The organism is Dyella acidiphila (assembly GCF_014863405.1).
Classification (GTDB): domain Bacteria; phylum Pseudomonadota; class Gammaproteobacteria; order Xanthomonadales; family Rhodanobacteraceae; genus Dyella_B; species Dyella_B acidiphila.
Window position 1 is genome coordinate 274344 of sequence record NZ_JACZZA010000001.1, and the last position, 24783, is coordinate 299126.

Annotated in this window: 23 protein-coding genes; 11 read left to right on the forward strand and 12 right to left on the reverse strand. The window is 64.8% G+C overall.

The features are described 5' to 3' along the window. Window positions 1–114 precede the first annotated feature (114 nt). Window positions 115–2235: an alpha/beta hydrolase family protein gene (locus tag IGX34_RS01385; protein ID WP_192553871.1), complete on the forward strand. Its 2121-nt coding sequence runs from the start codon at window positions 115–117 to the stop codon at window positions 2233–2235. Between the two features lie 114 nt (window positions 2236–2349). On the opposite strand, the gene IGX34_RS01390 is transcribed toward IGX34_RS01385, so the two are convergent. Further along, window positions 2350–3162, reverse strand: a complete 813-nt coding sequence (locus IGX34_RS01390; RefSeq protein ID WP_192553872.1) for a S1/P1 nuclease — start codon at window positions 3160–3162, stop codon at window positions 2350–2352. Window positions 3163–3215: 53 nt separating this feature from the next. Continuing rightward, complete coding sequence (locus IGX34_RS01395) at window positions 3216–3680, reverse strand: OsmC family protein (protein WP_192553873.1); 465 nt, start codon at window positions 3678–3680, stop codon at window positions 3216–3218. Window positions 3681–3857: 177 nt separating this feature from the next. On the opposite strand from IGX34_RS01395, the gene gap reads away from it, so the two are divergent. From gap to IGX34_RS01410, 3 genes are all read left to right on the forward strand, one after another. Next, window positions 3858–4871 (forward strand): type I glyceraldehyde-3-phosphate dehydrogenase, encoded by a 1014-nt coding sequence (gene gap / locus IGX34_RS01400; RefSeq protein WP_192553874.1) that lies wholly within the window; start codon window positions 3858–3860, stop codon window positions 4869–4871. 111 nt (window positions 4872–4982) lie between these two features. Then, window positions 4983–5390 carry a group III truncated hemoglobin gene (locus IGX34_RS01405; protein WP_192553875.1) on the forward strand — a complete coding sequence of 136 codons (408 nt, stop codon included), beginning with the start codon at window positions 4983–4985 and terminating at the stop codon, window positions 5388–5390. Between the two features lie 69 nt (window positions 5391–5459). Further along, on the forward strand, window positions 5460–6368 hold the full coding sequence (locus tag IGX34_RS01410) for a hypothetical protein (RefSeq protein WP_192553876.1): 909 nt from the start codon (window positions 5460–5462) through the stop codon (window positions 6366–6368). Window positions 6369–6372: 4 nt separating this feature from the next. Here IGX34_RS01410 and IGX34_RS01415 read toward each other — a convergent pair whose 3' ends face one another. Next, window positions 6373–7299 carry a 2OG-Fe(II) oxygenase gene (locus IGX34_RS01415; protein ID WP_192553877.1) on the reverse strand — a complete coding sequence of 309 codons (927 nt, stop codon included), beginning with the start codon at window positions 7297–7299 and terminating at the stop codon, window positions 6373–6375. 252 nt (window positions 7300–7551) lie between these two features. Between IGX34_RS01415 and IGX34_RS01420 the strand changes: the two genes are divergently transcribed. After that, window positions 7552–9096 carry a glucosyltransferase domain-containing protein gene (locus IGX34_RS01420; protein WP_192553878.1) on the forward strand — a complete coding sequence of 515 codons (1545 nt, stop codon included), beginning with the start codon at window positions 7552–7554 and terminating at the stop codon, window positions 9094–9096. A 37-nt stretch (window positions 9097–9133) separates the two neighbouring features. Here IGX34_RS01420 and tpx read toward each other — a convergent pair whose 3' ends face one another. From tpx to hppD, 4 genes are all read right to left on the reverse strand, one after another. Then, window positions 9134–9634, reverse strand: coding sequence for a thiol peroxidase (gene tpx / locus IGX34_RS01425; protein ID WP_192553879.1), 501 nt, complete (start codon window positions 9632–9634; stop codon window positions 9134–9136). 86 nt (window positions 9635–9720) lie between these two features. Continuing rightward, complete coding sequence (locus IGX34_RS01430) at window positions 9721–10704, reverse strand: fumarylacetoacetate hydrolase family protein (RefSeq protein WP_192553880.1); 984 nt, start codon at window positions 10702–10704, stop codon at window positions 9721–9723. An 83-nt stretch (window positions 10705–10787) separates the two neighbouring features. Further along, window positions 10788–12086, reverse strand: coding sequence for a homogentisate 1,2-dioxygenase (gene hmgA / locus IGX34_RS01435; protein WP_192553881.1), 1299 nt, complete (start codon window positions 12084–12086; stop codon window positions 10788–10790). A gap of 171 nt (window positions 12087–12257) precedes the next feature. Further along, the gene (gene hppD, locus IGX34_RS01440; RefSeq protein WP_425598766.1) at window positions 12258–13352 is read right to left on the reverse strand and encodes a 4-hydroxyphenylpyruvate dioxygenase; all 1095 of its coding nucleotides are present in this window, start codon (window positions 13350–13352) and stop codon (window positions 12258–12260) included. A gap of 115 nt (window positions 13353–13467) precedes the next feature. On the opposite strand from hppD, the gene IGX34_RS01445 reads away from it, so the two are divergent. Beyond that, window positions 13468–13941, forward strand: a complete 474-nt coding sequence (locus tag IGX34_RS01445) for a MarR family winged helix-turn-helix transcriptional regulator (RefSeq protein ID WP_192553882.1) — start codon at window positions 13468–13470, stop codon at window positions 13939–13941. A gap of 36 nt (window positions 13942–13977) precedes the next feature. Here IGX34_RS01445 and IGX34_RS01450 read toward each other — a convergent pair whose 3' ends face one another. Both IGX34_RS01450 and IGX34_RS01455 read right to left on the reverse strand, forming a co-directional pair. Beyond that, a complete protein-coding gene (locus tag IGX34_RS01450) occupies window positions 13978–15486 on the reverse strand; it encodes an oligopeptide:H+ symporter (RefSeq protein WP_192553883.1) in 1509 nt (502 codons plus the stop codon). Window positions 15487–15609: 123 nt separating this feature from the next. Further along, entirely contained in the window at window positions 15610–16458 is an 849-nt protein-coding gene (locus IGX34_RS01455) for a tryptophan 2,3-dioxygenase (protein WP_192553884.1), read from the reverse strand. A 211-nt stretch (window positions 16459–16669) separates the two neighbouring features. Here IGX34_RS01455 and pdhA point away from each other — a divergent pair, with 211 nt between their 5' ends. The 3 genes from pdhA to IGX34_RS01470 all read left to right on the forward strand — a co-directional run bounded on the left by pdhA (window position 16670) and on the right by IGX34_RS01470 (window position 20197). After that, window positions 16670–17755: a pyruvate dehydrogenase (acetyl-transferring) E1 component subunit alpha gene (gene pdhA / locus IGX34_RS01460; protein ID WP_192553885.1), complete on the forward strand. Its 1086-nt coding sequence runs from the start codon at window positions 16670–16672 to the stop codon at window positions 17753–17755. A gap of 3 nt (window positions 17756–17758) precedes the next feature. Further along, window positions 17759–18739: an alpha-ketoacid dehydrogenase subunit beta gene (locus IGX34_RS01465; RefSeq protein ID WP_192553886.1), complete on the forward strand. Its 981-nt coding sequence runs from the start codon at window positions 17759–17761 to the stop codon at window positions 18737–18739. 78 nt (window positions 18740–18817) lie between these two features. Continuing rightward, entirely contained in the window at window positions 18818–20197 is a 1380-nt protein-coding gene (locus tag IGX34_RS01470) for a dihydrolipoamide acetyltransferase family protein (protein WP_192553887.1), read from the forward strand. A gap of 86 nt (window positions 20198–20283) precedes the next feature. On the opposite strand, the gene IGX34_RS01475 is transcribed toward IGX34_RS01470, so the two are convergent. Continuing rightward, on the reverse strand, window positions 20284–21660 hold the full coding sequence (locus tag IGX34_RS01475; protein WP_192553888.1) for a sensor histidine kinase: 1377 nt from the start codon (window positions 21658–21660) through the stop codon (window positions 20284–20286). Beyond that, window positions 21657–22352 carry a response regulator gene (locus IGX34_RS01480; RefSeq protein ID WP_192553889.1) on the reverse strand — a complete coding sequence of 232 codons (696 nt, stop codon included), beginning with the start codon at window positions 22350–22352 and terminating at the stop codon, window positions 21657–21659. Before IGX34_RS01480 ends, IGX34_RS01475 begins: the two co-directional genes overlap by 4 nt. Before the next feature lie 173 nt (window positions 22353–22525). On the opposite strand from IGX34_RS01480, the gene IGX34_RS01485 reads away from it, so the two are divergent. Next, window positions 22526–23029: a periplasmic heavy metal sensor gene (locus IGX34_RS01485; RefSeq protein ID WP_192553890.1), complete on the forward strand. Its 504-nt coding sequence runs from the start codon at window positions 22526–22528 to the stop codon at window positions 23027–23029. Window positions 23030–23133: 104 nt separating this feature from the next. Here the strand turns inward: IGX34_RS01485 and IGX34_RS01490 are convergent, their stop codons facing one another. Continuing rightward, window positions 23134–23670 (reverse strand): carboxymuconolactone decarboxylase family protein, encoded by a 537-nt coding sequence (locus IGX34_RS01490; RefSeq protein ID WP_192553891.1) that lies wholly within the window; start codon window positions 23668–23670, stop codon window positions 23134–23136. Window positions 23671–23802: 132 nt separating this feature from the next. On the opposite strand from IGX34_RS01490, the gene IGX34_RS01495 reads away from it, so the two are divergent. Then, on the forward strand, window positions 23803–24741 hold the full coding sequence (locus tag IGX34_RS01495; RefSeq protein WP_192553892.1) for an AraC family transcriptional regulator: 939 nt from the start codon (window positions 23803–23805) through the stop codon (window positions 24739–24741). Window positions 24742–24783 lie beyond the last annotated feature (42 nt).

Below are 24783 nucleotides of genomic sequence, written 5' to 3' on the forward strand. Positions count from 1 at the left end.
GCAAAATCCTGCTGTCGCCGCAGGGTGATCTTCGCCGGCACAAATTGCGTAACATCTCCGGCAGGCGAGCCGCGCACCGGAGAGGGCCGGCGCTGACCTCGCCAGGGGGAATTGATGAAGACCATACATGGACTGCGGCTGCTCGCCGCCGTATTGCTGAGCCTTGCTTGCGGGCAGCCGACGCTTGCACAAAACACACCGGCGCCGGCTGCGCCAAGCTTCGATATGTCCGTGCAGGGCATGCTGCGCCGCCCGGATTTTTCCGATGTGCAGATCTCGCCCGACGGACAGTATTTCGCCGCGCTCGTACCCAACGACGACAAGCCGTACGAAAACATGCTGGCGGTGTTCAATACGCAGACGCGGCAACCGGTCGACGTGATGCGTTCCGGCCGTACGCTCATTTTCAATAAATATTTCTGGGCTGCCGGCGACCGCGTCGTCACCTCCATCGGCATGCGCCGAGGCGGCTTCGACCAGCCGGTGCTTACCGGCGAATTGCTGGCCTTCAATGCAGACGGCAGCCAGATCGTCGATCTGTTCGGTGCCCGCTCGCGCAATGCAGCGGTGCGCAGCGCATCGTTCAACGACCAGGCGTTTCCCATCACCACGGAGCCTGCGATCAACCGCAACATCCTGGTAGCCGTGCGGGCCTTCTCCGCCGATCGCGCAGGCGTCTACACCGAAGCACGCCTGGTCAATATCGACGGCGGCACCGAAACCAACCTGGTGATCTCCCCAGGACGCAATGCCAGCTTTATCGCCGATCATCGCGGCAAGCCGCGCATCGCCTACACCTATGACGAGGGGTTCCGAAATACGCTCTGGCAATATTCCGAGAGCGGCGCACATCCCAAGAACAACCTGCTGCTGCGTACGCCCGATACCGCCTACATCTTCGGCCACACCAGCCAGCCGACCGCCAACTACAGCTCGAACGGTTCCTGGCGCGTGCTCAACAATCCGGCCACCTCGCACATCATGCTGGAGCCGATCGGCTTCGACCGCAGCAACAACGGGCTGTATGTAAAGGTGGAATACGGCAAGCGGCCGGCCGCCATCGCCCTCTACGACCTGGTTACGCACAAGCTCAAGCTGCTCTACCAGGGCAAGTTCGCCGACCCGGGACAGATGCTGCCTACCGCGGACGGTAAGGACTACTACGCCGTGATCACCCAGGATGGCGAAAAGTCGCTGTTCTATTTCGACCCGAACAGCCCCGAGGCGCAGATGAATCAGGCGGCGGCGGCCAAATTCCCCGGCCAGCTCGCCTATTTCTCCAGTTTCTCGCTTGACGGCAAGCGCGCCATCCTCACCGTGGTCAGCGATCGCAATCCGGGCAGCTATTTTCTGTTCGACTTCGCCGCCCGCAATGCCGCGATGCTGGTGACGGCCGAACCCTGGATCGACGTCAGCAAAATGCGTCCGATGCAGCCGATTACCCTCAATGCGCGGGACGGCCTGCCCCTGCACGGCTTCCTCACGCTGCCGGCCGGCAAGGGACCTTACCCGCTGATCGTGTTGCCGCACGGCGGTCCCATCGATGTCAGCGATACCTGGACCTTCGATGCCGAAACGCAACTGTTCGCCGGCCGCGGCTATGCCGTGTTGCGCGTCAACTATCGCGGTTCCGGCGGCAGCGGCATGTGGTTCCAGGGCCTGGGCTACAAGCAATGGGGCCTGAGCATGCAGGACGATCTCACCGACGCAACGCGTTGGGCCATCGCCCAGGGCTATGCCGAACCGGGCCGCATCTGTATCTATGGCGGCAGCTATGGAGGCTATGCCGCACTGGAAGGCGCGGTGCGCGAGCCGGATCTGTACAAATGCGCCATCGGCTATGACGGCACCTACGATCTGCGCGTGCAGGTCGCCGACAGCGATACCGAAAAAAGCGATGCCGGCGATATGTATTTGCGCAACGCGTTGGGCCAGGACCAGGACGACCTGCTGCGCCGCTCGCCCATTGCGGGCGTGGCGCAGATCAAGGCCGACATCCTGCTATTGCATGGCGGCGAAGACCTGCGCACGCCCTACAAGAGCTTCAAGGAATTCACCCGCGCGCTGGATCATGCGGACAAGCATTACGACACGCTGGTGGAAAGCCATGAAGGACATGGCTTCTACCCGCCCAAACATCGGCAAGAAGCGTACGAGAAGATGCTGGAATTCCTGGATCGGAATATCGGTGGGCCGACTGCAACGTCGAACGCCACCGCCAAAGCCAGCCCCTGACATGGGCTGCGCAGGTTGGGTTACTGCGGAGCAGATCCGGAGTAACCCAACGACGTTTGGCAGCGGTGGAAATGTGTTGGGTTACGCTGCGCTAACCCAACCTGCGTGCGGCGATCAGCCGTTCTGCAGGGTGAGGTTGAGCACTTCCGCCAGGCGCCGGCCCGCTTCGCGCAGCCGCGCATCGGCTACCGGCAATTGCGCATCGATGTAGGCCTGATCGATCTTGTGCCCGTCGGGATAGATCGTGCGGGTGATCTGGCAGGATTCTTCCGCCCATTGCGCCGCGGCGTTATCGAACGGCGCGATAGCCGGCGGCAGCGGCTCGGTGCCTTGCGCGTCGAGCATGTCCGCATACGCCTTCGCATCCAGCTTGCGCGTGCTCAGCAGGCCCGAATCCCATACCCGATGCAGATTCATGCCCTGCCCCTGGAACTGCACCTGGTATTTGTTGCCGCCCAGGTCGTCCTTGTAGCCGGCGTGCAGCGGCTGATGGATATCGCCGATGAAGTGCACCACGAACTTCAGTGCCTGCAGACGCACCGCATCCGGCTGGCTGCGATCGCCCAGCACCTGGATGTAATGCGGGATCGCCTCGACCACGCACTGGCCGCCCTTGCAGTCGCGCGGCGGCGTATAGATGCAGTCGCCGCTGCGGAAATCGATGTAATGCAGTGCGCGCGTCTGCTTCCACAGGTCCTGCTGCTTGGGATCGTCGCGGATTTCATCCGGCCAGCTGGCGATATCGGCCAGCGCCGCGGTGTGGTCCAGCGCCAGCAGGTGTTCCACTTCCGCCTTCGCGGCAGGACTCAGGTGACGCTGCGCGAGCTCGGCCACCACGCTGTGGCCCAAGGGGCCCCAGGCCTGTGTGGCAGGTGCGATGGCAAGCGTGGCGAACAAGGCGGCAGCGAGGCGGCGGATCGAGAACATGCGGGCAACTCACGAACAGAAAGGGGGGAATCTTGCCACAACCGGTGTGACACTCAGGCGGCGCTGGCATGCACCACGGCGCCGCTCGCGTCGCGCACCTGCACATCCACGGCAATGCCCTGCCGCACGCTCTCGGTGACGATGCAGAAATCCTCGAATTGCGCCAGCGCACGCTCGACGTGCGGGAGCGCCGCAGCCGCATCGGCCAGCTGCAGATCCACCGCCACGCGGGTGATGCGCAGACGCCCGTGCTCGTTGCGGGTGAGGTGGGCGGCAACCTTGGCCGACAGCCGGCCCGGCTCATCCTTGAACTTGCGCAGGGCGAACAGCAGGCTGGCGCACAGGCAGTTGGCCACGCTGGCGGCAAGCATGCGCGCCGGATTGGGGCCGGCATCGCGGCCCAGCGGCGCGGCCTCGTCGGTGGTCAGCGCAGGGATGGCGGTGCCGTCGAAGCGCACGCGAAATTCGTAGTCCTCGACCTGTTCCAGGCTCAATTCGATCAGTTGCTCGCCACTCATGGGGATGCTCCGCAAGGTCGTGCGCCGGTTCGGCGTGGGCGCTGATCCTGCCCCGATCGGGGCGGCAGGGCCAGTCCCGGGTGAGGGACCGGCCCGGTTCGGGCTAAACTGTCGCTTTCGGCGGCCCCACAGGACCGCCGCTTTGTTGCTCGCCATCACTTCGGAGGACGCTGTCCCATGGCCATCAAGGTCGCCATCAACGGTTACGGTCGCATCGGCCGCAATATCCTGCGCGCGCTGTACGAAGCAGGTCGCACGAACGAATTCCAGATCGTCGCGATCAACGACCTCGGCAATGCCGAGACCAACGCGCACCTCACCCAGTACGACACCGCCCACGGCAAATTCCCGGGCGAAGTGTCGGTGGACGGCGGCGACCTGATCGTCAACGGCGACCGCATCAAGGTCTGCGCCGAGCGCGACCCGTCCAAGCTGCCCTGGGGCGAGCTGGGCGTGGACGTGGTGCTGGAATGCACCGGCCTGTTCACTTCCAAGGCCAAGGCCGGCGCACATCTGGCCGCCGGCGCCAAGAAGGTGATCATCTCCGCCCCCGGCGACAAGGACGTGGACGGCACCTTCGTGTTCGGCGTGAACCACGACAAGATCACCGCCGCGCACGAAGTGATCTCCAACGCCTCCTGCACCACCAACTGCCTGGCGCCGCTGGCCAAGGTGCTGCACGACAAGATCGGCATCGTGCACGGCCTGATGACCACCATCCACGCCTACACCAACGACCAGGTGCTGACCGACGTCTATCACTCGGACCTGCGCCGCGCCCGTTCTGCCACGCATTCGCAGATCCCGACCAAGACCGGCGCCGCCGCTGCGGTGGGCCTGGTGCTGCCCGACCTCAACGGCAAGCTGGACGGTTTCGCCATGCGCGTGCCGACCATCAACGTCTCGGTGGTGGACCTGAGCTTCGTCGCCGCGCGCAATACCACCAAGGAAGAAATCGACGCTGCCATCAACGAAGCCGCCAACGGCGCGCTGAAGGGCATCCTGGCGGTGAACACCAAGCCGCTGGTGTCGATCGACTTCAACCACAACGCGCACTCCTCCATCTACGACACCACCCAGACCCGCGTGATGGGCGGTACCCTGGTGAAGGTGCTGAGCTGGTACGACAACGAGTGGGGTTTCTCCAACCGCATGCTCGACATGACCAAGGCGCTGGTGGCGGCCAAGTAAGCGCAGCCGTGCCTTTCGCAAAAAAGCCGGGGAAACCCGGCTTTTTTCATGGGACCGGCAGCGTCGCCATGTCGCACCGCGCCGGCGACGCGTGGCCGGTATCATGACGCCATGCAAGACAGCTCTTCCCTCGATACCGCGACGATCGCCAAGCTGGTCGATCACTTCTACGACAAGGTGCGCCTGGATCCCCTGATCGGCCCGGTATTCAACGCCGCCGTGGACGACTGGGACGAGCACAAGCGCACGCTCACCGCGTTCTGGAGTTCGGTGGCGCTGCGCGCCAATAGCTACCGCGGCAATCCGATGGCGGTGCATCGCGCCCAGCCGATCCGCGCCGAGCACTTCGAGCGCTGGCTGTCGCTGTGGCAGGCCACCACCCGCGAATTGTTGAGCGAGGCCGATGCGCAGCGGATGCAGCAGCATGCCGACCGGATCGGCCGCAGCCTGCGCCTGGGACTGGGCCTGCCCGAACAGCTGGGCGCGCGCCCGCTAAATATTCCGCTGATAGGTCGCTAAGCGCAGAAGCTTGCGGGCCGCGCGTTGCGCATGGCGCAGTGCTAGTGTTGCGCGCACCAGGGACTATGCATGGAGAAGCGTATGGCGCAGCAATGGATACGCGCATGTGGCGCAGCGATCGCACTGTTTATCGCGTGCAGTTTCACCGGCGCCGTGGCCGCCGACTCCATCGCACCCACTTCGGCGGCACCGGTTTCCGATGCGCAATGGTCGCAAGTGCTCGACAGCTCGCTGGCGCTCAGCGAACGCCAGCGGCTGCTCGCCGGCTTCGAAGCGAGCGCAGCGCAAAGCGGCGATCCGCATACGCTCTACGTACTTGGCTCGCTGTATCACATGGGCCAGCACGCATCGGGCTCGCCAGTGACGGAAGATCCGGACAAGGCCAGCCTGTATCTCAGCAATGCGGCCATTCGCGGCAGCGTGCTGGCGATGGCGAAAATGGCGGAACTGAAACTTGCTACTGGCCAGTACCGCGAAGCCATGAACTGGGCGCAGATCTACGCGCACTACGCATTGATGTCCAAGCGGGACCGCGAATCACGCGACGCCTACGCCGCCGAACTGGTGCAACGGGTGATGGACCATATCGGCGATTCGCAGATGGCCGCCATCATGGCCGACGTCAACAGCTTCGTGGCGGCCAACGATCTCTCCATCAAGACCGGTATTGCCGGCGAAACGCTGTTCAACCATCTGCACCCCACTTCGCCGCGCAACCATTTCAAGGCGCCCCTGGATGAACGACTGCCCGATGCAGGCATCGCCGATTTCATCATCGCATTCAAGCCCGACGGCTCGGCGGCGAGCGTGCAGCTGGTGGATGCGATGCCGCGTGCCGACGTGGCCGGCGTGCTGCGCGAATATGCGCAACACATGACGGTAACGCCCGCGCCGGATGGCGGCGATCACGCCCTGCGCTATGCCCTGCTGCCGGTGATGTTGAACGATCGCCGCTACCGCACCACCGACCGCCACTGACGCCTCAGCGCCGGAAGCGTACGTAGGCGCGCTTGGCCAGATACAGCAAGTGACCGGTCAGGCCGCGGTCCTGCGCTTTGCGCAAGGCGGTGTTTTCCGCATACAGCTGACGGATATGGCTATCGCGGATATCCAGCAGATGCCTGATCTCCGCCACGTCGCTCCGCGACAGGGTGCGGCCTTCATGGAAGTGATCGGGCAATTGGCGCTTTACGTAATACGTCGTATGCCGCGATGCCGTCTGCTCCGCTGGCCGGTCCTTGGTATAGAAATACAGCGCCACCGAACGGCGAGTAGTGCCTTCATGGCCGGGTGGGACGCGGATGGTGTCGAAGGCATGCCACGACACTTCCGAGGTTTCGAAAATCACGCAGCGATTGAACACCGGGCTCACCGAACGCGACGGCCGGCTATCCACATGCGGGTCGCGGAACAGCTCCAGGTTACCGCCCCAGTCCTCGCCCCAGTTTGGATTGAGGTAGACGATCAGATTGAGCCGGCGATGCCAGCGCTCGCTGGGGTGGTAGTTGAAGTCGACATGTGGATCCAGCGCCACGCCATCACGGTTTTCGTGCGTGCCGCCGCCCAGGTACCAGGGATCGTAGATCAGGCCGTCGATGCCGGTCAGTTCGCCGACCGCCTGCAGGAACTCAGGGCTCTTGATCGCATCGTCCAGCTGCGCGTAGGCCGCGCCCAGGCTGCGCACCTTGTCGACGGTGGACTTGCCGCCCAGTTCGCCGCTCTCGGCTACCGCATTGCCACGCTCGAAGGCCGGGAACGTATCGAGCAGCGCCTGCGCAAAATCCGGCGCAAAAAAATCCTCGATGACGACATGCGGGAATGGCGGCGCCGACACGAACTCCTGACAGTATTCGGCAAGCTTGCCCATCACCGCCGGATTGATGATCGACGTCCCTGTGGAACCCTGCATAGCTACACCCCTGCACCATTCAGCCATATCGACGAAATCGACAGCACCGGCTTCGAGCGGCGCAGCCTACGAATTGCCTAGGATAAGCGCTAGCCCGGCTGCCGCCAACGGCGCGCGCGGTTAGGCCCGCGGCGGCGCCCGCAAAAAAGCGCACTTTTCCATGCATCATTCGGGTAAAGTCGCCGCTCCCAACGGTGGGCGGCCAGACCTGCGCGCCACGCCTCCGAACAGCCATCCACGAAAAAGAGTCGAATGGATTCGTCAGCACGCCTGCATGGCAGGCAAGTCTTCGGCATCTTGTTCCTGGGATATTTCCTGTTCGTGCTTTATCCCATCCTGCGCGCCGACCGTCCCTGCAACGACGATCTCGCACGCGCGCTCAACGGTGCCTATGCCTGGGATATCAATGGGCGGCCATTGACCACGCTGTTGATGAAGCTACTGGTACTGAAGCTGCCGTTTCTGGTCGATATCGCACCGTTGTCGCAGCTGCTGGCGATTGCCCTGCTGGCGCTGAGCGGTGTGTTGATCGCCAGGCGCTATGCCATCGCCTCGCCATGGCTGGCCGCACTGCTGGCGTTGCCGCTGGGCGCCCAGCCGTTCTTCCTGCAAAGCCTGTCGTTCCGCTTCGACGCAGCGCCGATGGCCTTGTCCCTGCTGCTGGCGCTGCTGCCCGTCACGCTGTTCCCGCGCGGCCGGGCCGGCTTCTGGCTCGGCGCAGCCGCCCTGTTCGGCTGCCTGTGCAGCTACCAGCCGTCGTTCAATGTGTTTCTGTTGTTCGTGCTGCTGGACCTGCTGGTATGGCAGACCGAATCCGTACCGCCACGGCAGCTGGCGCTGCAGGCGCTGCGCTACTCCGGACAGGCGGTGCTGGCCTTGCTCGTCTATCAATGGAAGGTCGCGCCTACGGTGCGCGAATGGGTGCAGGAGCACAGCCATACGATCCACGGTCTTGGTCAGCTGTCGACGGTGCAGCACAACGCCAGGATGATGGGTGCCTATCTGCTCGACGCCATGCCGCACAGCTGGATGCATATCTTCCTGCCGATGTTGTTGCTGGCGGCGATCCTGCCGCTAGTCATCGGCCTGCGTTATGCGCTTGTCCCGGGCCGCCCATGGTGGCTCAGGCTCGGCATCATCGCTTTTGCGCTGCTGGTGCCGTGTGTCGCGCTGCTGTGCCTGGCCGGCCCGATGTTGCTGCTGGTCTCGCCGGTGCTGGCACCGCGAGTATTTTCCAGCGTAGGCGCCCTGATCAGCGCAAGCCTGATCAGCCTTTATGCGGCCAGCGGTGCCGGCAGCAAGACCTGGGCGACGTACCTCACGGCGACTTTTGCCGGCATCTGGGCGCTGGGCATGCTGACGTTTGCCGGCGTTTACGGCAGCGCACTCGCCGCCCAGCAGCACTATGAAGACCGCATTGCATCGCAATTGGCAAACGACCTTGCCGACCTCAAGGCCCGGCACGGCGTTAGCCAATTTCTGCTGGACGGCTCTGCCGGCTATTCGCCCTTGACCGCGCACGCCGCCGCGCAATTTCATCTGCTGGATACGCTGGTGCTGCCCTATCTGGAAGCCAGGGACTTCAACTCGCGCAACTTCATCCAGTACTACGGCATGGGCATGGACGAAGTCAGGCAGGACCCTGCCAACGATGCCATGGCCGACCGCCTGCTTGCGGGCGCCTGCACACTGCCTGCGCTCGCCACCCGCAGCCGTTACAGCATGCGGGTGCTCGGCAACACGGCGGTGATCACGCTGCCCGGCGGCAAACCGACCGTTTGCAGCTCCTCGCCGTAGTGCGCGTCCCCGACCAGGTCGGGGACGGCGATGCAGCTTAGGCCAGTGCCTGCAGGGCTGCGTCGTAATTCGGTTCGTGCGCGATTTCGCCCACCAATTCGGTGTGCAGCACCTTGTCGTGCTCATCCAGCACTACCACCGCGCGCGCGGCAAGTCCGTTCATCGGGCCGTTGGCGATGGCCACGCCGTAGTGCTTGAGGAAATCGTGGCCGCGCATGGTCGACAGCATGACGACATGGTCGAGGCCTTCGGCGCCGCAGAAACGCGCCTGCGCAAACGGCAGGTCGGCGGAAATGCACAGCACCAGGGTGTTGTCGAGCGTACCGGCCTTTTCGTTGAACTTGCGCACGGAGGTGGCGCAGGTCGGCGTGTCCACGCTGGGGAAAATGTTTAGCACTTTGCGCTTGCCGCCGAAGCTGGCCAGCGTCTTGTCGGAGAGATCTTTCGCGACGAGGCTGAAACTCGGCGCACCGGCGCCGACCGACGGCAACTGGCCGTCGACCTGGATCGGATTGCCTTTGAGGGTGACCTGGGACATGGGGAACTCCTGGCGACGATGAGTGAGGAATCGCCCGAAGATAGCGCCGATGTCCCGACGCGTCACCTCTTCACATCACGTACGCCTTATTTCAACGGCGCAATGACTTGCTCGATGGCGCCGAAGATCGAGGCGCCATCCCGGTCGGTGATCTCGATGCGCAGGCTGTCGCCGAACTTCAGGAATGGCGTGCTCGGCTTGCCGTCGCGCAGCGCTTCCACCGTACGCTGTTCCGCCAGGCAGGAAGCACCCTTGCCGGTGTCTTCGTTGGCGATGGTGCCGGAGCCGACGATGGTGCCGGCAGTCAGCGGGCGCGTCTTGGCCGCGTGCGCCACCAGCTGCGCGAAGTTGAACTGCATGTCGACGCCGCATTCGGCTTCGCCGAACCACTTGCCGTTGAGCCAGGTGCGCATCGGCAGATGCAGCTTTTCGTCCTGCCAGGCGTCGCCCAGTTCATCCGGCGTCACCAGCACCGGCGACAGCGCCGAGCGCGGCTTGGATTGCAGGAAGCCGAAGCCCTTGGCCAGCTCCCCCGGAATCAGGCCGCGCAGGCTCACGTCGTTGACCAGGCCGACCAGCTGGATATGGCCGGCCGCCTGTGCCGGCGTCACCGCCATCGGCACATCGTCGGTCACCACCACCACCTCGGCTTCCAGATCGATGCCGTACTCTTCGCTCGGCACCACCACCGGATCGCGCGGCCCCAGAAAACCAGCACTCACCGCCTGGTACATCAGCGGATCGACGTAGAAGGATTCCGGCACTTCTGCCCCGCGTGCACGGCGCACGCGCGCCACGTGCGGCAGGTAGGCGCTGCCGTCGACGAATTCATAGGCACGCGGCAGCGGCGAGGCCAGTGCGGTCATGTCCAGCGCGAACGCAGCCGCGGCCTTGCCGTGGTTGAGTTCGTCGTAAAGCGCATTCAGGCGCGGCGCGGTGTTGGACCAGTCGTCCAGCGCGGCCTGCAAGGTTGCGGCGATGCCGGCAGCCTTCACCGCCTGCGTGAGATCGCGGCTTACCACGATCAAGGTACCGTCGCGACCGCCTTCCTTCAGACTGCCCAGTTTCATGCATTCACTCCGTCGGCTGCGCGCATGGGCAGCCGTTGCAACGTTGATTGACGGTGCGCGCCACGCGCAACCGGCCGGCCATTTTACGCGCGCTTCGGATCGAAGTGCTTGGCGATGCCCTGCCAGCACTTGTAGTAATCGTGCTGCAGCTGCGGTGCGTCGATCGCCTGTCGCGTGGGATGGATCACCTTGCGCGTCTCGAACATGAAGGCCATGGTGCCGGTGAGATGATCCGGCTTGCTCACGTCGGCCGCGCTGGCTTTCTCGAAACTGGCCGCATCCGGACCGTGGCCGCTCATGCAGTTGTGCAGGCTGGCACCGCCCGGCGCGAAGCCGCCGGCCTTGGCGTCGTACACGCCTTCGATCAGGCCCATGAATTCGCTGGCGACATTGCGATGGAAATACGGCGGCCGGAAGGTGTGTTCAGCCACCAGCCAGCGCGGCGGGAAGATCACGAAATCCACGTTCGCCGTGCCATGCGTATCGCTGGGCGAGGTCAGCACGGTGAAGATCGAGGGATCGGGATGATCCACGCTGATCGAACCCACGGTGTTGAACAAGGTGAGATCGTATTTGTAGGGCGCGTAGTTGCCGTGCCAGGCCACCACGTCGAGCGGCGAATGATCGATGCGCGCAGTCCACAGGTTGCCCTGGAATTTGGCGATCAATTCGAAATCGCCCTCGACATCTTCGTAGGCGGCGTGCGGGGTAAGGAAATCGCGCGGCAGCGCCATCGAGTTGGCGCCGATCGGGCCAAGGTCCGGCAGGCGCAGCAGGCTGCCGAAATTCTCCGCCACATAGCCGCGCGCGTCGCCGTCGATCAACTCCACCCGAAAACGCACGCCGCGCGGAATCACCGCAATCTCCAGCGGCTTGATCTCCAGCACGCCCAGCTCGGTGCACAGGCGCAGGCGCCCCTGCTGCGGCACGATCAGCAGCTCGCCGTCGGCGTCGTAGAAGAAGCGGCCTTCCATCGAACGATTGGCGACGTAGACATGCATGCCGCAGCCGGCCTGCTCGGCCGCGCCGCCATTGCCGGCCAGGGTGACCAGGCCGTCGACGAAATCGGTGGGCGTGCCCGGCATCGGCCACGGATCCCAGCGCAGCTGGTTCGGCGTCGGCGGGGTTTCGTCGAAGCGATTGTGGAAGCTTGCATGCGCATGCGGCTCGAACGGCCGGTGCATCGCCGCCGGACGGATGCGATACAGCCAGCTGCGGCGATTGCTATGCCGCGGCGCGGTGAACGCGCTGCCGGACAATTGTTCCGCATACAGGCCGTGCGCCACGCGCTGCGGCGAATTCTGGCCGGTGGGCAGAATGCCGCTGATCGCTTCGCTGGCGAATTCGTTGCCGAAGCCGGATTGGTAGCCGTTCGATTGCATGGAAGGTTTCACTCTTGCCTGCCGGTACGCCCTCGCCCAGCCGCGGGCGAGCTGGGGTGAGGGGGCCAATCTTGCGTTGAACAGAAGTCGGAGCGTGGTTCCAACTGCAGCGAGGGGCAAGTCTCAGCCCCTCATTCCGCCCCTCTCCCCAGGGGGAAGAGGGAGAACAGATCACAGCACGCCGCGCTTCATCTGGTCGCGCTCGATCGACTCGAACAGCGCCTGGAAGTTGCCTTCGCCAAAACCTTCGTTGCCCTTGCGCTGGATGATCTCGAAGAAGATCGGGCCGATATTGTTCTGGGTGAAGATCTGCAGCAGCTTGCGTTGCTTGGTTTCCGGATCCGCATCGATCAGGATCTTGTTCTTGGTCAGGCGCGGCACGTCTTCGCCGTGGTTGGGAATGCGCTGGTCGATCACGTCGAAATAGGTCTCGGGCGTATCCAGAAATTCCACGCCCCGCTCGCGCATTGCTTCCACCGTGTCGTAGATGTTGTCGGTGAAGCAGGCGATGTGCTGGATGCCTTCGCCGTGATAGGCGTCGAGGTATTCGTTGATCTGGCTCTTCGGATCGCTCGATTCGTTGAGCGGGATGCGCACGATGCCGTCCGGCGCGGTCATCGCCTTCGACACCAGGCCGGTCTTGGCGCCCTTGATGTCGAAGTAGCGGATCTCGCGGAAGTTGAACAGGCGCTCGTAGTAATCGGACCACTTCTGCATATTGCCGAAGTAGAGATTGTGCGTGAGATGGTCGATGAAGGTGAGGCCGAAGCCGGCCGGGTTCTGCTCGGCGCCCGACACCGGCACATAGTCGCCGTCGTAGACGTTGCCGGCGCTGCCGTAGCGGTCCACCAGATACAGCATGCAGTCGCCGATGCCCTTCACCACCGGCGCATCCACCGCCTTGCTGTCGGCCTTGTCGATCGATGCTTCGCCGCCATTGCCCAGCACCGTCTTCAGCACCTCGTCGGCCGGCTTCTTGAAGCGGATCGCGAAGCCGCAGGCGCAAGGGCCGTGCTTGGCGGCGAAGTCGGCGGCAAACGAGGCCGGATCTTCGTTGACCAGGAAGTTCACGCCGCCCTGGCGGTACACCGTCAGCGGCCGGCTCTTGTGCTTGAGCACGGCGCTGAAACCCATGTTCTTGAACAGCGCGTGCAGTTCGCCACCACGGCCGGCCGGTGCGGCAAACTCGACGAACTCGAAGCCATCGATACCCATCGGGTTTTCGAAGGTGGTGACCTGCATGCCGAGATTGGGCTGGGCGTTCATGGCGCTCTCCTGACTTGAGTCCGATGCGCGACGGCGGCCACGGCAGCGTGCCACCATCGAGATAAGACCCACGTTATAGTTACATTTGAAACTAATAGCAAGGAACAATGCCGCAATGTCAAATCCGCGTAAGCCAGCCCCTGCCGGAGCCGAGCATGCCCCCCTGGAACTGGAACATTTCCTGCCTTACCGGCTGTCGATTCTTTCCAACACGGTGAGCCAGGCGATCGCGGACGATTACCAGCGCAAATACGACCTCGGCATGACCGAATGGCGGGTGATGGCGGTACTGGCGCGCTTCCACGGCCTGTCGGCCCGCGAGGTGGCCGAGCGCACGGCGATGGACAAGGTGGCGGTGAGCCGCGCCCTGGCCCGGCTGGTGGAAGCCGGGCGCGTGCATCGCGATACCCACGACGGCGACAAGCGCCGCTCGGTGCTGAGCCTTACCGAGGCCGGCTGGCTGATCCATGACGACGTGGCGCCGATGGCCCGTGCCCGCGAGCGCGAAGTGCTGCAGAAGCTCGATCCCGACGAGCAGCAGTGGCTGACGCGGATTCTCGACAAGCTGCAGCCGGTGGCACAGAAATAAGCGGGCGGCGCAGCGCGCCGTCCGCGGGTCCGGCGTTTACTTCACGCCGTGCATCAGGCGATTAACCAGCGGCGACAGCAGCAGCAACAGCACGCCCGAACCGGCCAGCACGTAGAAGCAGAAGGTGAAGCCGCTCAGCGCGGAGGCGGCGGTCATGCCGGTGGCGCCGCTGATATGCGAAGCCAGCATGCCCGACAGGTTGCCGCCCAGCGCCGTGGACAGGAACCAGCCGCCCAGCCCTAGCCCGACCAGCCGCGGCGGCGCCAGCTTGGTCACCATCGACAAGCCGATCGGCGACAGACACAGCTCGCCCACCGACTGGAACAGGTAGCACATCGCCAGCGGCCAGAACGGAATCAGGCCGTGGCTGTCCAGCAGATGCGCCAGCGCGTAGATCAGGCTGAGAAAGCCAATGCCGTTGAAGACCAGGCCCAGGCCGAACTTGCGCGGAATCGACGGCTCCTTGTGCCGCTTGGCCAGCCAGCCCCAGGCAAAGGCGGTGACCGGCGCCAGCGCCACCACCCACAGCGGCGTCATCGACTGGAACCAGCCCACCGGAAACTGCCAGCCGCCGAACATCTGCCGGTCGACCAGGTTTTCCGCCAGAAAATTGAAGGTGGTGCCGAACAGGTAATAGAACACCCAGAACAACACGTTGAAGGCGAAGATGATCAGCATGGCGATCACCCGGTCCAACTGCACGCGATCGTGACGCATCGCTTCGGCGACCAGCACCACCACCATGCCCACGAACAGCACGGCCATCACCCACTGCAGGCCGACCGCGCCCAGCCTGGACAGCAGCAGGTAGGTCACCGGCACCGCGATCACCACGCCCACCACCACCGCCAGTACGCGCAGGCGGCTTTCATTGCCGGGCGCCGGGCGCCCCACGCCGCGCAGGCCGCGCCGGCCGAACCAGAACCACAGCAGGCTCAGCAGCATGCCCACGCCCGCGGCGGCGAACACGATGCGGAAATTCTGCTGCATCGGCGTATTCGTGTAGTAGCTGGCCAGCCAGCCGGTGATCAGCGGGGCCAGGAACGCGCCGCAGTTGATGCCCATGTAGAACAGCGTGAAGCCGCGGTCGCGGCGCTCGTCGCCCGGCGCGTACAGCTGCCCCACCATCGAGGAAATATTCGGCTTGAACAGCGCATCGCCGACGATCACCATCGCCAGGCCGAACAACAAGGCTTCGCGGCTTGGAATCATCAGCACGAACAGGCCGGCGGCCATCACCACCGCGCCGATCAGGATCGACCGCTGGTAGCCGATGATCTTGTCCGCCACGTAGCCGCCGAACACGCCGAAGGCAAACGCCAGCGCCACGTAGGCGCCGAAGATGCTGCTGGCCCAGCCCTGCCCGGCGGGATCGCCGTGGTAGAACTGCGCCACCGCGTACAGCGCCAGCGCCCAGCTCAGGCTGTAGTAGGCGAAGCGCTCCCAGAACTCGGTCATGAACAGCATCCACAAGGGGCGTGGATGGCCCAGCACTTGCGGGAAGTCGGGCGTCGCGACGACGCCGGCAGTGGAACTCTGGCTCACGAAGGCCCCCTTGGACAGTAGACCGGACAGATGTAACGAGCCGGATAGGTTGCAGTCAAATGCAGTGCGGCAAAGCTCCGTGCCGTCATTCCGGCGAAGGCCGGAATGACGGCGGGGCGATGATCAGCTGCCAAGCACGGTGCGCACATCCAGCAATTCGGGGAAGAACTCCAGTTCCAGCGCCTTCTTGAGGAAGGCCACGCCGGAGGAACCACCCGTGCCGCGCCGGTGTCCGATGATCCGCTCCACCGTTTTCATATGGCGGAAACGCCAAAGCTGGAAACTCTCCTCCACGTCCACCAGCTGTTCGCACATGTGGTACTCCGGCCAGAACTCCGCCCGCCCTTCGTAGATGCGCTTGAACACCGGCAGCAATTCCTCGTGGCGCTGATACGCCTCGCTCCAGTTGCGCTCCACGCGCGCCGCCGGCACCGCATGCCCCCGGCGCGCCAGGTAGCGCAGGAATTCGTCGTACAGGCCGGGCGCTTCCAGCACCTCGCGCAACTGCGCCTGTGCGGCCGGGTCGCAATCGAACACCTGGAGCATCTGCGCGTTCTTGTTGCCCAGCATGAATTCGATAATGCGGTACTGCAGCGACTGGAAGCCGGACGACGAGCCCAGCGCGTCGCGAAAGCCCAGGTATTCCGATGGCGTCAGCGTCTCCAGCACGCCCCACTGCTCGAACAGCTGCCGCTGCACCTGCTTCACCCGCGCAAGAATTTTCAGGCAGGCATCCAGGTCGTCGGCGCGCAGGCGCGCGATCGCCAGCTTCAGCTCGTGGATGATCAGCTTCATCCACAGCTCGGCCACCTGGTGCTGCACGATGAACAGCATTTCGTCGTGGTGCGGCGGTGCGCTGACCGGCTGCTGGGCGCTCAGCAGCTGGTCCAGCCGCAGGTAGCCGCCGTAGGTCATCCGGCCGTTCAGGTCGAGCTGGATGCCGGCCTCGAGGTCGCGCTGGTTATCCGTCATGGTGCCCGCAAACCCGCAAAAAGACGCATGTTAACCGGTCCGGGGAGCCCCCACGTACGGGCTCGCATGCTGCGGTGTGCCTTGCAGCGCAACATGGCTGCCTGCTATCAAATGCGGTCTTGTCTGGGACTTTTCCTTTGCGCCAGGCCCCACTGGATGGGCCTCGCCTCCCCCGCAGAGATCTTTTCCTTACCCCACCCGGGAGCGAGTCGTGTCCATCGCCGCCAAGTTTGAAATCGAATATCTGCAATACCTCGACGCCGAAGGCAAGCAGGTCCGTGACGACCTGCCTGAGTTCGCCAAAGACCTCAACCACATGGTCGAGCTGTACAAGCTGATGATGTCGACCCGCGTGTTCGACGCGAAGTCGGTAGCACTGCAACGTACCGGCAAGCTCGGCACTTATGCAAGTTGCCTGGGCCACGAAGCCGCGCATGTCGGCATCGGCAGCGCCATGAAGCCCGAAGACGTGTTCGCCCCCAGCTACCGTGAATACGGTGCCCAGTTGTACCGCGGCGTGCAGCCGCGCGAGGTGTACATGTACTGGGGCGGCGACGAGCGCGGCAACGACTACCAGAAAGAGCCCGCACGCCACGACTTCGCCTGGTCGGTGCCGATCGCCACGCAGTGCCTGCATGCCGCCGGCTCCGCGCTGGCCTTCAAGATCCGCAACGAGAAGCGCGTGGCCGTGTGCACCATCGGCGACGGCGGTTCTTCGAAGGGCGACTTCTACGGCGCCATCAATATCGCCGGCGCGCAGAACCTGCCGCTGGTGGCCGTGATCGTCAACAACCAGTGGGCCATCTCGGTGCCGCGCAAGATCCAGTCCGGCGCACCCACGCTGGCGCAGAAGGGCATCGCCGCCGGCCTGTTCTCGATCCAGGTGGACGGCAACGACATCATCGCCGTGCGCAAGGCGATGGAAGACGCGCTGGAGCGTGCCCGCAACGGCCAGGGCGGCAGCGTGCTGGAGCTGGTCACCTATCGCCTGAGCGACCACACCACCGCCGACGACGCCCGCCGCTACCGCGGCGAGCAGGAAGTGAAAGACGCCTGGGCGAAGGAGCCGATGAAGCGCCTGCGCAGCTGGCTGGTCGCCAAGGGCGTGTGGGACGACGAGAAGGAAGAAGCCTGGAAGACCGAGTGCGACGACTGGATGGACAACGAGGTGAATGCCTACCTCGAGACCAAGACCCAGCCCGTCACGGCGATGTTCGACTACACCTTCGCCGAAGTCCCCGCCGATCTCGCCAAGCAGCGCGATCTCGCACTCTCGCTCGACAAGAAGGCGCACTGAGCCATGGCACAAATCACTCTCATCGAAGCCGTCACCCAGGCGCTGGCTTACGAAATGGCCCATGACGAAAGCGTCGTGGTGCTGGGCGAAGACGTCGGCGTGAACGGCGGCGTGTTCCGCGCCACCCAGGGCCTGCAGGAAAAGTTCGGCGAGCTGCGCGTGCTCGACACGCCGCTGGACGAAACCACCATCGCCGGCGTCACCGTCGGCCTGGCCGCCCAGGGCATGAAGCCGGTGGCCGAAGCGCAGTTCGAAGGTTTCATCTACCCGATGATGGAACAGATCGCCTGCCACGCCGCGCGCCTGCGCAACCGCACCCGCGGCCGCATCACCGTGCCGGCCGTGTGGCGCGCACCGTGGGGCGGCGGCATTCGCGCGCCGGAACATCACTCCGAGGCGAACGAGCATCTGTTCACCAATATCCCGGGCCTGCGCGTGGTGATGCCGTCGTCGCCTGCCCGTGCCTACGGGCTGCTGCTGGCCGCGATCCGCGATCCGGATCCGGTGATGTTCTTCGAGCCCAAGCGCATCTATCGCCAGTACAAGGAAGAAGTGCCCGATGACGGCGAGGCGCTGCCGCTGGACGTGTGCTTCGTGCTGCGCGACGGCACCGACGTCACCATCGTGACCTGGGGCGCGCAGGTGAAGGAAGCGCTGGAAGCCGCCGACGCGCTGGCTGAGGAAGGCATCAGCGCCGAAGTGATCGACGTGGCCACGCTCACCCCGCTGGACTTCGACACCATTGCCGAATCGGTGCAGAAGACCGGCCGTTGCGTGATCGTGCACGAGGCACCCAAGACCGCCGGCTTCGGCGCGGAAATCGCCGCACGCATCGCCGAGGAATGCCTGTATGAACTGCTCGCGCCGGTCGAGCGCGTTACCGGCTTCGACACGCACATTCCGCTGTTCCGCCTGGAAATGAAGTACCTGCCCAGCACGGAGCGGGTGGTCGAGGCCGCCAAGCGCACGCTCGCCAACTCCTGACCCATAACGACACGTCATCCCGGCCCATGCCGGGATGACTGCATAAAGAACATCAAGACTGATTACGGGAACCCACTCATGGCCGACATCAAGACGTTCTACCTGCCGGACCTCGGCGAAGGCCTGCCCGACGCCACCATCGTCGAATGGCATGTGAAGGAAGGCGACACCATCAAGCTCGATGCACCGCTGGCGTCGATGGAAACCGCCAAGGCCGTGGTCGACGTGCCCTCGCCCTACACCGGCAAGGTCACCAAGCTGCACGGCGCGCCCGGCGACGTGATCGAAACCGGTGCGGCGCTGGCCGAATTCGAACCCGATCCGAACGCCAAGCAGCGTGCCGAGGCAGAAGCTACCGGCCATCATCACGGCCCCAAGAAAACCGCGGCCGAACCGAAGAAAGTCACCGCTTCCGATGAAGGCGGCGAGATCGAGGCGGGCGACGGCAAGAGCGCCGATCGCGAAGACGAAGGCACCGTGGTCGGCGCGATGATCAGCGGCAGCCACGTGCACGTGGAGCAGGCTTCCAGCGTCGGCGGCGTGAAGGCCGTGCCGGCGGTGCGCGCACTGGCCAAGAAGCTCAAGGTCGACATCAGCCGTGTGGCGCCGACCGGCGCCGACGGCGTGGTCACCCTGCAGGACGTGAAGAACGCCGCCGCCAACGGCAGCGCCGCGCTGGGTTCCGCCCCGGCACGTGCCGCCGTGCCCGCTTCGGCCGGTCGCCATCTCGCGCCCGAACTGCCGCAGCCGGAACCGGCACGCACGCCGACCTCGCTCGCCGGCAAGCCGGTGCGCACCGCGCCGCCGAGCGTGCAGGCCAGCGGCCAGCCGGAACAGCTCAAGGGCGTGCGCCGCAATATGGCGCGCGTGATGGCCGACGCACACGCCAATGTGGTGCCCACCACCCTGGTCGACGATGCCGACCTGCACGCCTGGATCGGCAAGCAGGACATCACCGCACGCCTGATCCGCGCCATCGTCGCGGCCTGCAAGGCGGTGCCGGCCTTGAACGCCTGGTTCGACGGCAAGAACCTCAGCCGCACGCTGCATCCGCATGTGGATATCGGCATCGCGGTGGACACCGAAGACGGCCTGTTCGTGCCCGCGCTGCGCAATGCGGACGTGCTCGACGGCGCCGGCATCCGTGCCGGCATCAAGCGCCTGCGCACGCAGGTGGAAGACCGCACGATTCCGTCCTCGGAACTGTCGGGCTACACCATCAGCCTGTCCAACTTCGGCATGTTCGCCGGCCGCTATGCCACGCCGGTGGTGGTGCCGCCGTGCGTGGCGATCATCGGCGCCGGCAAGCTCAGCCACGACGTGGTGGCGGTGATGGGCGGCATCGAAGTGCATCGCCGCATGCCGATCAGCCTCACCTTCGACCATCGCGCCGCTACCGGCGGCGAAGCCGCGCGCTTCCTCAAGGCGCTGCTGGACGATTTGTCGCTGCCGAACTGATCAGCCTGTCACGCAAACCAAAAGCGCCCCTTCCGGGGCGCTTTTTTTGTTTGCCATCATCCTTGCCATGACGCGGTCCGGCGCTGTCACATCAGAGCATCGCCAGCGGGCAACTGCAGGATTACTTCCAGGCCGCCGTCGGCAGCATTGCGCGCAGTCACCTCGCCGCCATGCACTTGCACCACTCGCTGCACAATCGTCAGCCCAAGCCCGTGCCCGCTCGCATGCACCGCATTGGTACCGCGAAAGAACGGGCGGAACAGCAAATCCAGTTCTTCCGCAGGCACGCCCGGACCATGGTCGCGCACGTGCACGTCGACATGTCCTTGGCGATGCTCGATACGCACCTCTACATCCGCGCCCGATGGACTGAACTTGATCGCGTTGGCGATGACGTTATCCAGCGCGCGCTCCAGCAGAATGCCACTGCCCGACACCGTCGCCGCGCCGCTATCGACCAGTTGCAAGCGCACCTTGCGCGCTTCGGCCTCCACCTTGGCGGCATGCAGCCGCTCGCGCATCAGCTCGGCCAGATCCACCGCTTCGCGCTCCATGCCCGGCAGGCCGCCTTCGAGGCGCGACAGTGCCAGCATTTCGGCGGTCATGCGATCCATCCGCGCAATCTCGCGCTCGGCATGCTCGAAGTGGGTGGCGGCTTCCGCTGCATCCCTGCTGTGCTGGGCCAGATCCAGGATCAGATGCAGGCGTGCCAGCGGCGAGCGCAGTTCGTGCGACAGATCCTGCAATACCCCGCGATCGTGCGCGACCAGGATTTCGATGCGTTCGGCCATGCCGTTGAAATCGCGCGCCAGCTGGCCGAGTTCGTCATGCGCATCGCTCCAGCGCCGCTCCACCCGCGTGGTGAATTCGCCCGCCGCCATCTTGCGCGTGGCGGCGCGCATCGCCTCCACCGGACGCGACACGCTGCGCGCCACCCACCAGCCGATGCCGACGATCAGCAGCAGCGATAGCGCCAGCTGCACGGAAAACGAAATCTTTTCGCGCAGATGGCGCGGAATGCGCGCGCGCGAACTGCTGAGCCCGACCAGTTGCCGCGCATGCCCATCGCTGCCGGTCACCTGCTGCACGGCCACGTAGAAGCCGGGAAACGGATTGAGCACGATGCTGTGGCCGGCAGCCAGCCAGTCGGGCAGCGATTCGCGCATGGCCTGCGGCAAATGGATCTCGCTGAGCGGCTGGCCGTTTTCGTACAACGTGGCCTCGACGCCGGCGGCACGCTGCTGCTGCCGCCAGCTTTCGAGCCCGGTTATGCCGCCGCTGTCATAGGCATCTTCGGCCGCTTGCGCCAATGTCGGCCAGTCCACGCCTTGCTCGGCCGAGAAGGCGATAAACCGACTGGTCAGCCAGCTGCCCAGCACCAGCACCAGCAGATTGGCGATGCAGAAAAAGACCAGCAGGCGCCAGAACAATGGACTGCGGAACGGACTCTTGAAGGTGTTCATGCCTGCGCGCCGCCCTGCGGCAGCAGCACATAGCCCGCGCCGCGAATGGAGTCGATGCGCGGCGACTGCGGCGAAGCTTCCGCCAGCTTGTGCCGCAAACGGCTGACGTGCACGTCGATGCTGCGATCGAAACGCTCCAGCTCGCGACCCAGCGCCACGCGGGTCAGCGAGGTCTTGTCGATCACTTCGCCAGCGCGCTGCACCAGGATCAGCAGCAAGGCGAACTCGGCGCCGGTGAGATTGAGCTCGTGCTCGCCGGCATAAGCGCGGCGCTCGCCTGGCATCAATCGCAGCACGCCGGCGGTAAGCACACCTGCGCCTTCCACCGTATGCCGGCGCAATTGCGCGCGCACGCGCGCCAGCAGTTCGCGCGGCAGACAGGGCTTGGACAGATAGTCGTCCGCGCCCAGCTCCAGTCCCACCACGCGATCCACCGGCTCGCCGCGTCCGGACAACATGATCACCGGCAGGCGGTGCTGCGCGCGCAATTCGCGCAGCGTATCCAGGCCGCTGCGGCCGGGCATCATCACATCCAGGATCAGCAGATCCGGGCGCGTGGCCGGATCGCGCAATTGCGTCAGCACTTCCTCGCCGTCGTGCACCACCTCCACCTGCAGCCCTTCACGGCGCAGGTATTCGGACAGCAGTGCACACAGCTCACGATCGTCATCGCCAATCAGTATTCGGGACATGGACAGCACAGGTCGTAAAAACGGGCCTATTTACTATCGCATTACCCGCCGCGCTTGGCTGCCGCCGCTTACGGCGACCTGACTTTACCCTTCTTTACACGGCCGCAAAGGTCTTAAACGCGCACCTGCTTTCCAATAATCACCAACAACCCCCCAACAAGCAGGAGCTTGATATGCGCAAGACAATGACTCTGTCGATCATCCTGGCCGCGGCTCTTGGCTGCTCCGCGCTGGCACTCGCCGGCCCGGGTGGACAGGGCGGCTTCGGCGGCCACGGCCACCACGGCGGCGGCTTCATGGCCCTGCGCGGCCTGAACCTCACCGACGCCCAGAAGACCCAGGTGAAGCAGATCGTGCAGCAGAGCTTCACCCAGCTGAAGCCGCAGTTCCAGGCCGTGCGCCAGCAGCGTGAAGCGTTTGAACAGATGGCGCCCAACGCATCCGGCTACCAGGCCGCTGCCGCCAGCCTGGCCCAGGCCGAAGCGAACCTGACCAGCGCCCGCATCACCGCCCGCGCTGCCGTGACCGCCCAGATCTACTCCACCGTGCTGAGCAGCACCCAGCAGTCGCAGTACACCGCGCAGAAGGCGGCGTTCCAGGCTCGCAAGGCACAGTGGCAGCAGTTCAAGGCCTCGCACCCGGTGTCGTCGACCTCGACCACCAGCTCTGCCCAGTAATAAAAATAAGTGTCTGGTTAGTCGCTTAGCGGACGTGCTAACCCAAACTCAAGCGATCGCCGCTGCATCGGCGATCGCTTTTTTTGTGGCTGATCCCGGGCCGCTTACGGAGCCTTGGGGAAGTCGACCACCGTGTCGTTGACGCGGTTGAACATATTGGTGAACAGGATCGCGCTCACCGCCAGCATCGCTTCGACAATCTGGCGATCGCTGTAGCCGGCCTGCTTTACGCTTTCCACCGCTTGAGCCGGCAGCGTGCCCGAGGTCTTCACCAGGGTCAGCGCGAATTTCACCAGCGCGTCGATCTTGGCGTCGCCGCTCAAGCCGCCAGCGCGCAGCTCATGCAACTGCTCGACGCTGTAGCCGGCCATCTTGCCGGTAAGGCTGTGCGCGGCCAGACAGTAATCACAGGCCGACGCTTCGCTCACCGACAGGTTGATCGCCTCCAACTCGCGGGCGCTGAGCTCGCCCTGCTTCAGCACCGCGCCAGTCTGCAGCACCTGACCGAGCACGGCCGGGGCGTTGCTGCCGATGGCGAGATAAGCGTTGGGGACCTTGCCGACGGCCTTCTTGATGGAAGCGAACATGTCGGCGGTTTCGCCGCTGGCCTGGTTGATATCGAGGGTGTGCAGACGGTTCATGAGGATGCTCCAGTGGGGTTCGAGGATGGGCCCGGCGGCTCGCGTCGCTGTGCCAGTGGAGATATCGTAGGCGCCACTGCTGCGCTCATCTGCATATAATCGTCTTCATTTTTTGCTTGATCGTCTCACTCCATGGATAGCCTCAGCCATCTAGTCCGCATGCTTTCCCCCTCCGGCAGGGTCGATCTGCACTGCCATCTCGCCGGTACCTGGGCGGCCGACCAGCCCGCCGCCCCGCCCGGCCACGTGCCCTATCATGTGATCCTCGGCGGCCGCATGCGGGTGCGCATCGGCCGCCGCGTGGAGGAATTCGAGGCGGGCGACGTGCTGATCTTTCCGCAGGGCAGCCATCACGTACTGGAAAGCGTCGACCTGCCGGCAGACGCCGCGCCGCCCGACGGCGGTGGGGAGCGCCATTTCAACGGTGTCGTCACCGAGATCCGCAGCGAGGGCGAGGGCGTGCTGCTGGACATGTTGTGCGGCGTGTTCGTGATGCGCGAAACCGGCAGCTCCTTGCTGCGCTCGCTGCCGGAAGTGATCCATATCCGCAGCGGCGAACGCGCGGCACTGCGCGCCCTGATCGGCATGATGCGCAGCGAAAGCGTGGAGCCGAAGCCCGGCGGCAGCGCGGTGATCGACGAACTGTCCACCGCCCTGTTCACCCTGCTGCTGCGTCACCTGATCAGCACCGGGCAGCTCAGCGGCAATGTGCTGGCGCTGCTCGCCGACGCGCGTATGAGCCGCGTGGTGGAGGCCGTGCTGGCGCAACCGGCGCAGTCCTGGACGGTGGGTTCGCTGGCCGCCCACGCGCATGTCTCGCGCGCCACCTTCGCCCGGCGCTTTACCGAACTGGGCGGCATGCCGCCGCTGGAATGGGTCACTACGGTGCGGATGGAACTGGCCGCGCGGCTGCTGCTGCGCGAGGGACTGTCCGCCAATCAGGTGGCCGAGCGCTGCGGCTACGCCTCCGAAGCGGCTTTTGGGCGCGTGTTCAAAAAACATTATCGCAGCGGGCCGGGCGCCTATCGCCGCAAACTGCAGCACGCGCAGGAGCCGTCCGCCCCGGCGTGACGCCAATCGCCTACCTGTTTGTCACGTAGTTGTCTTGCGCGG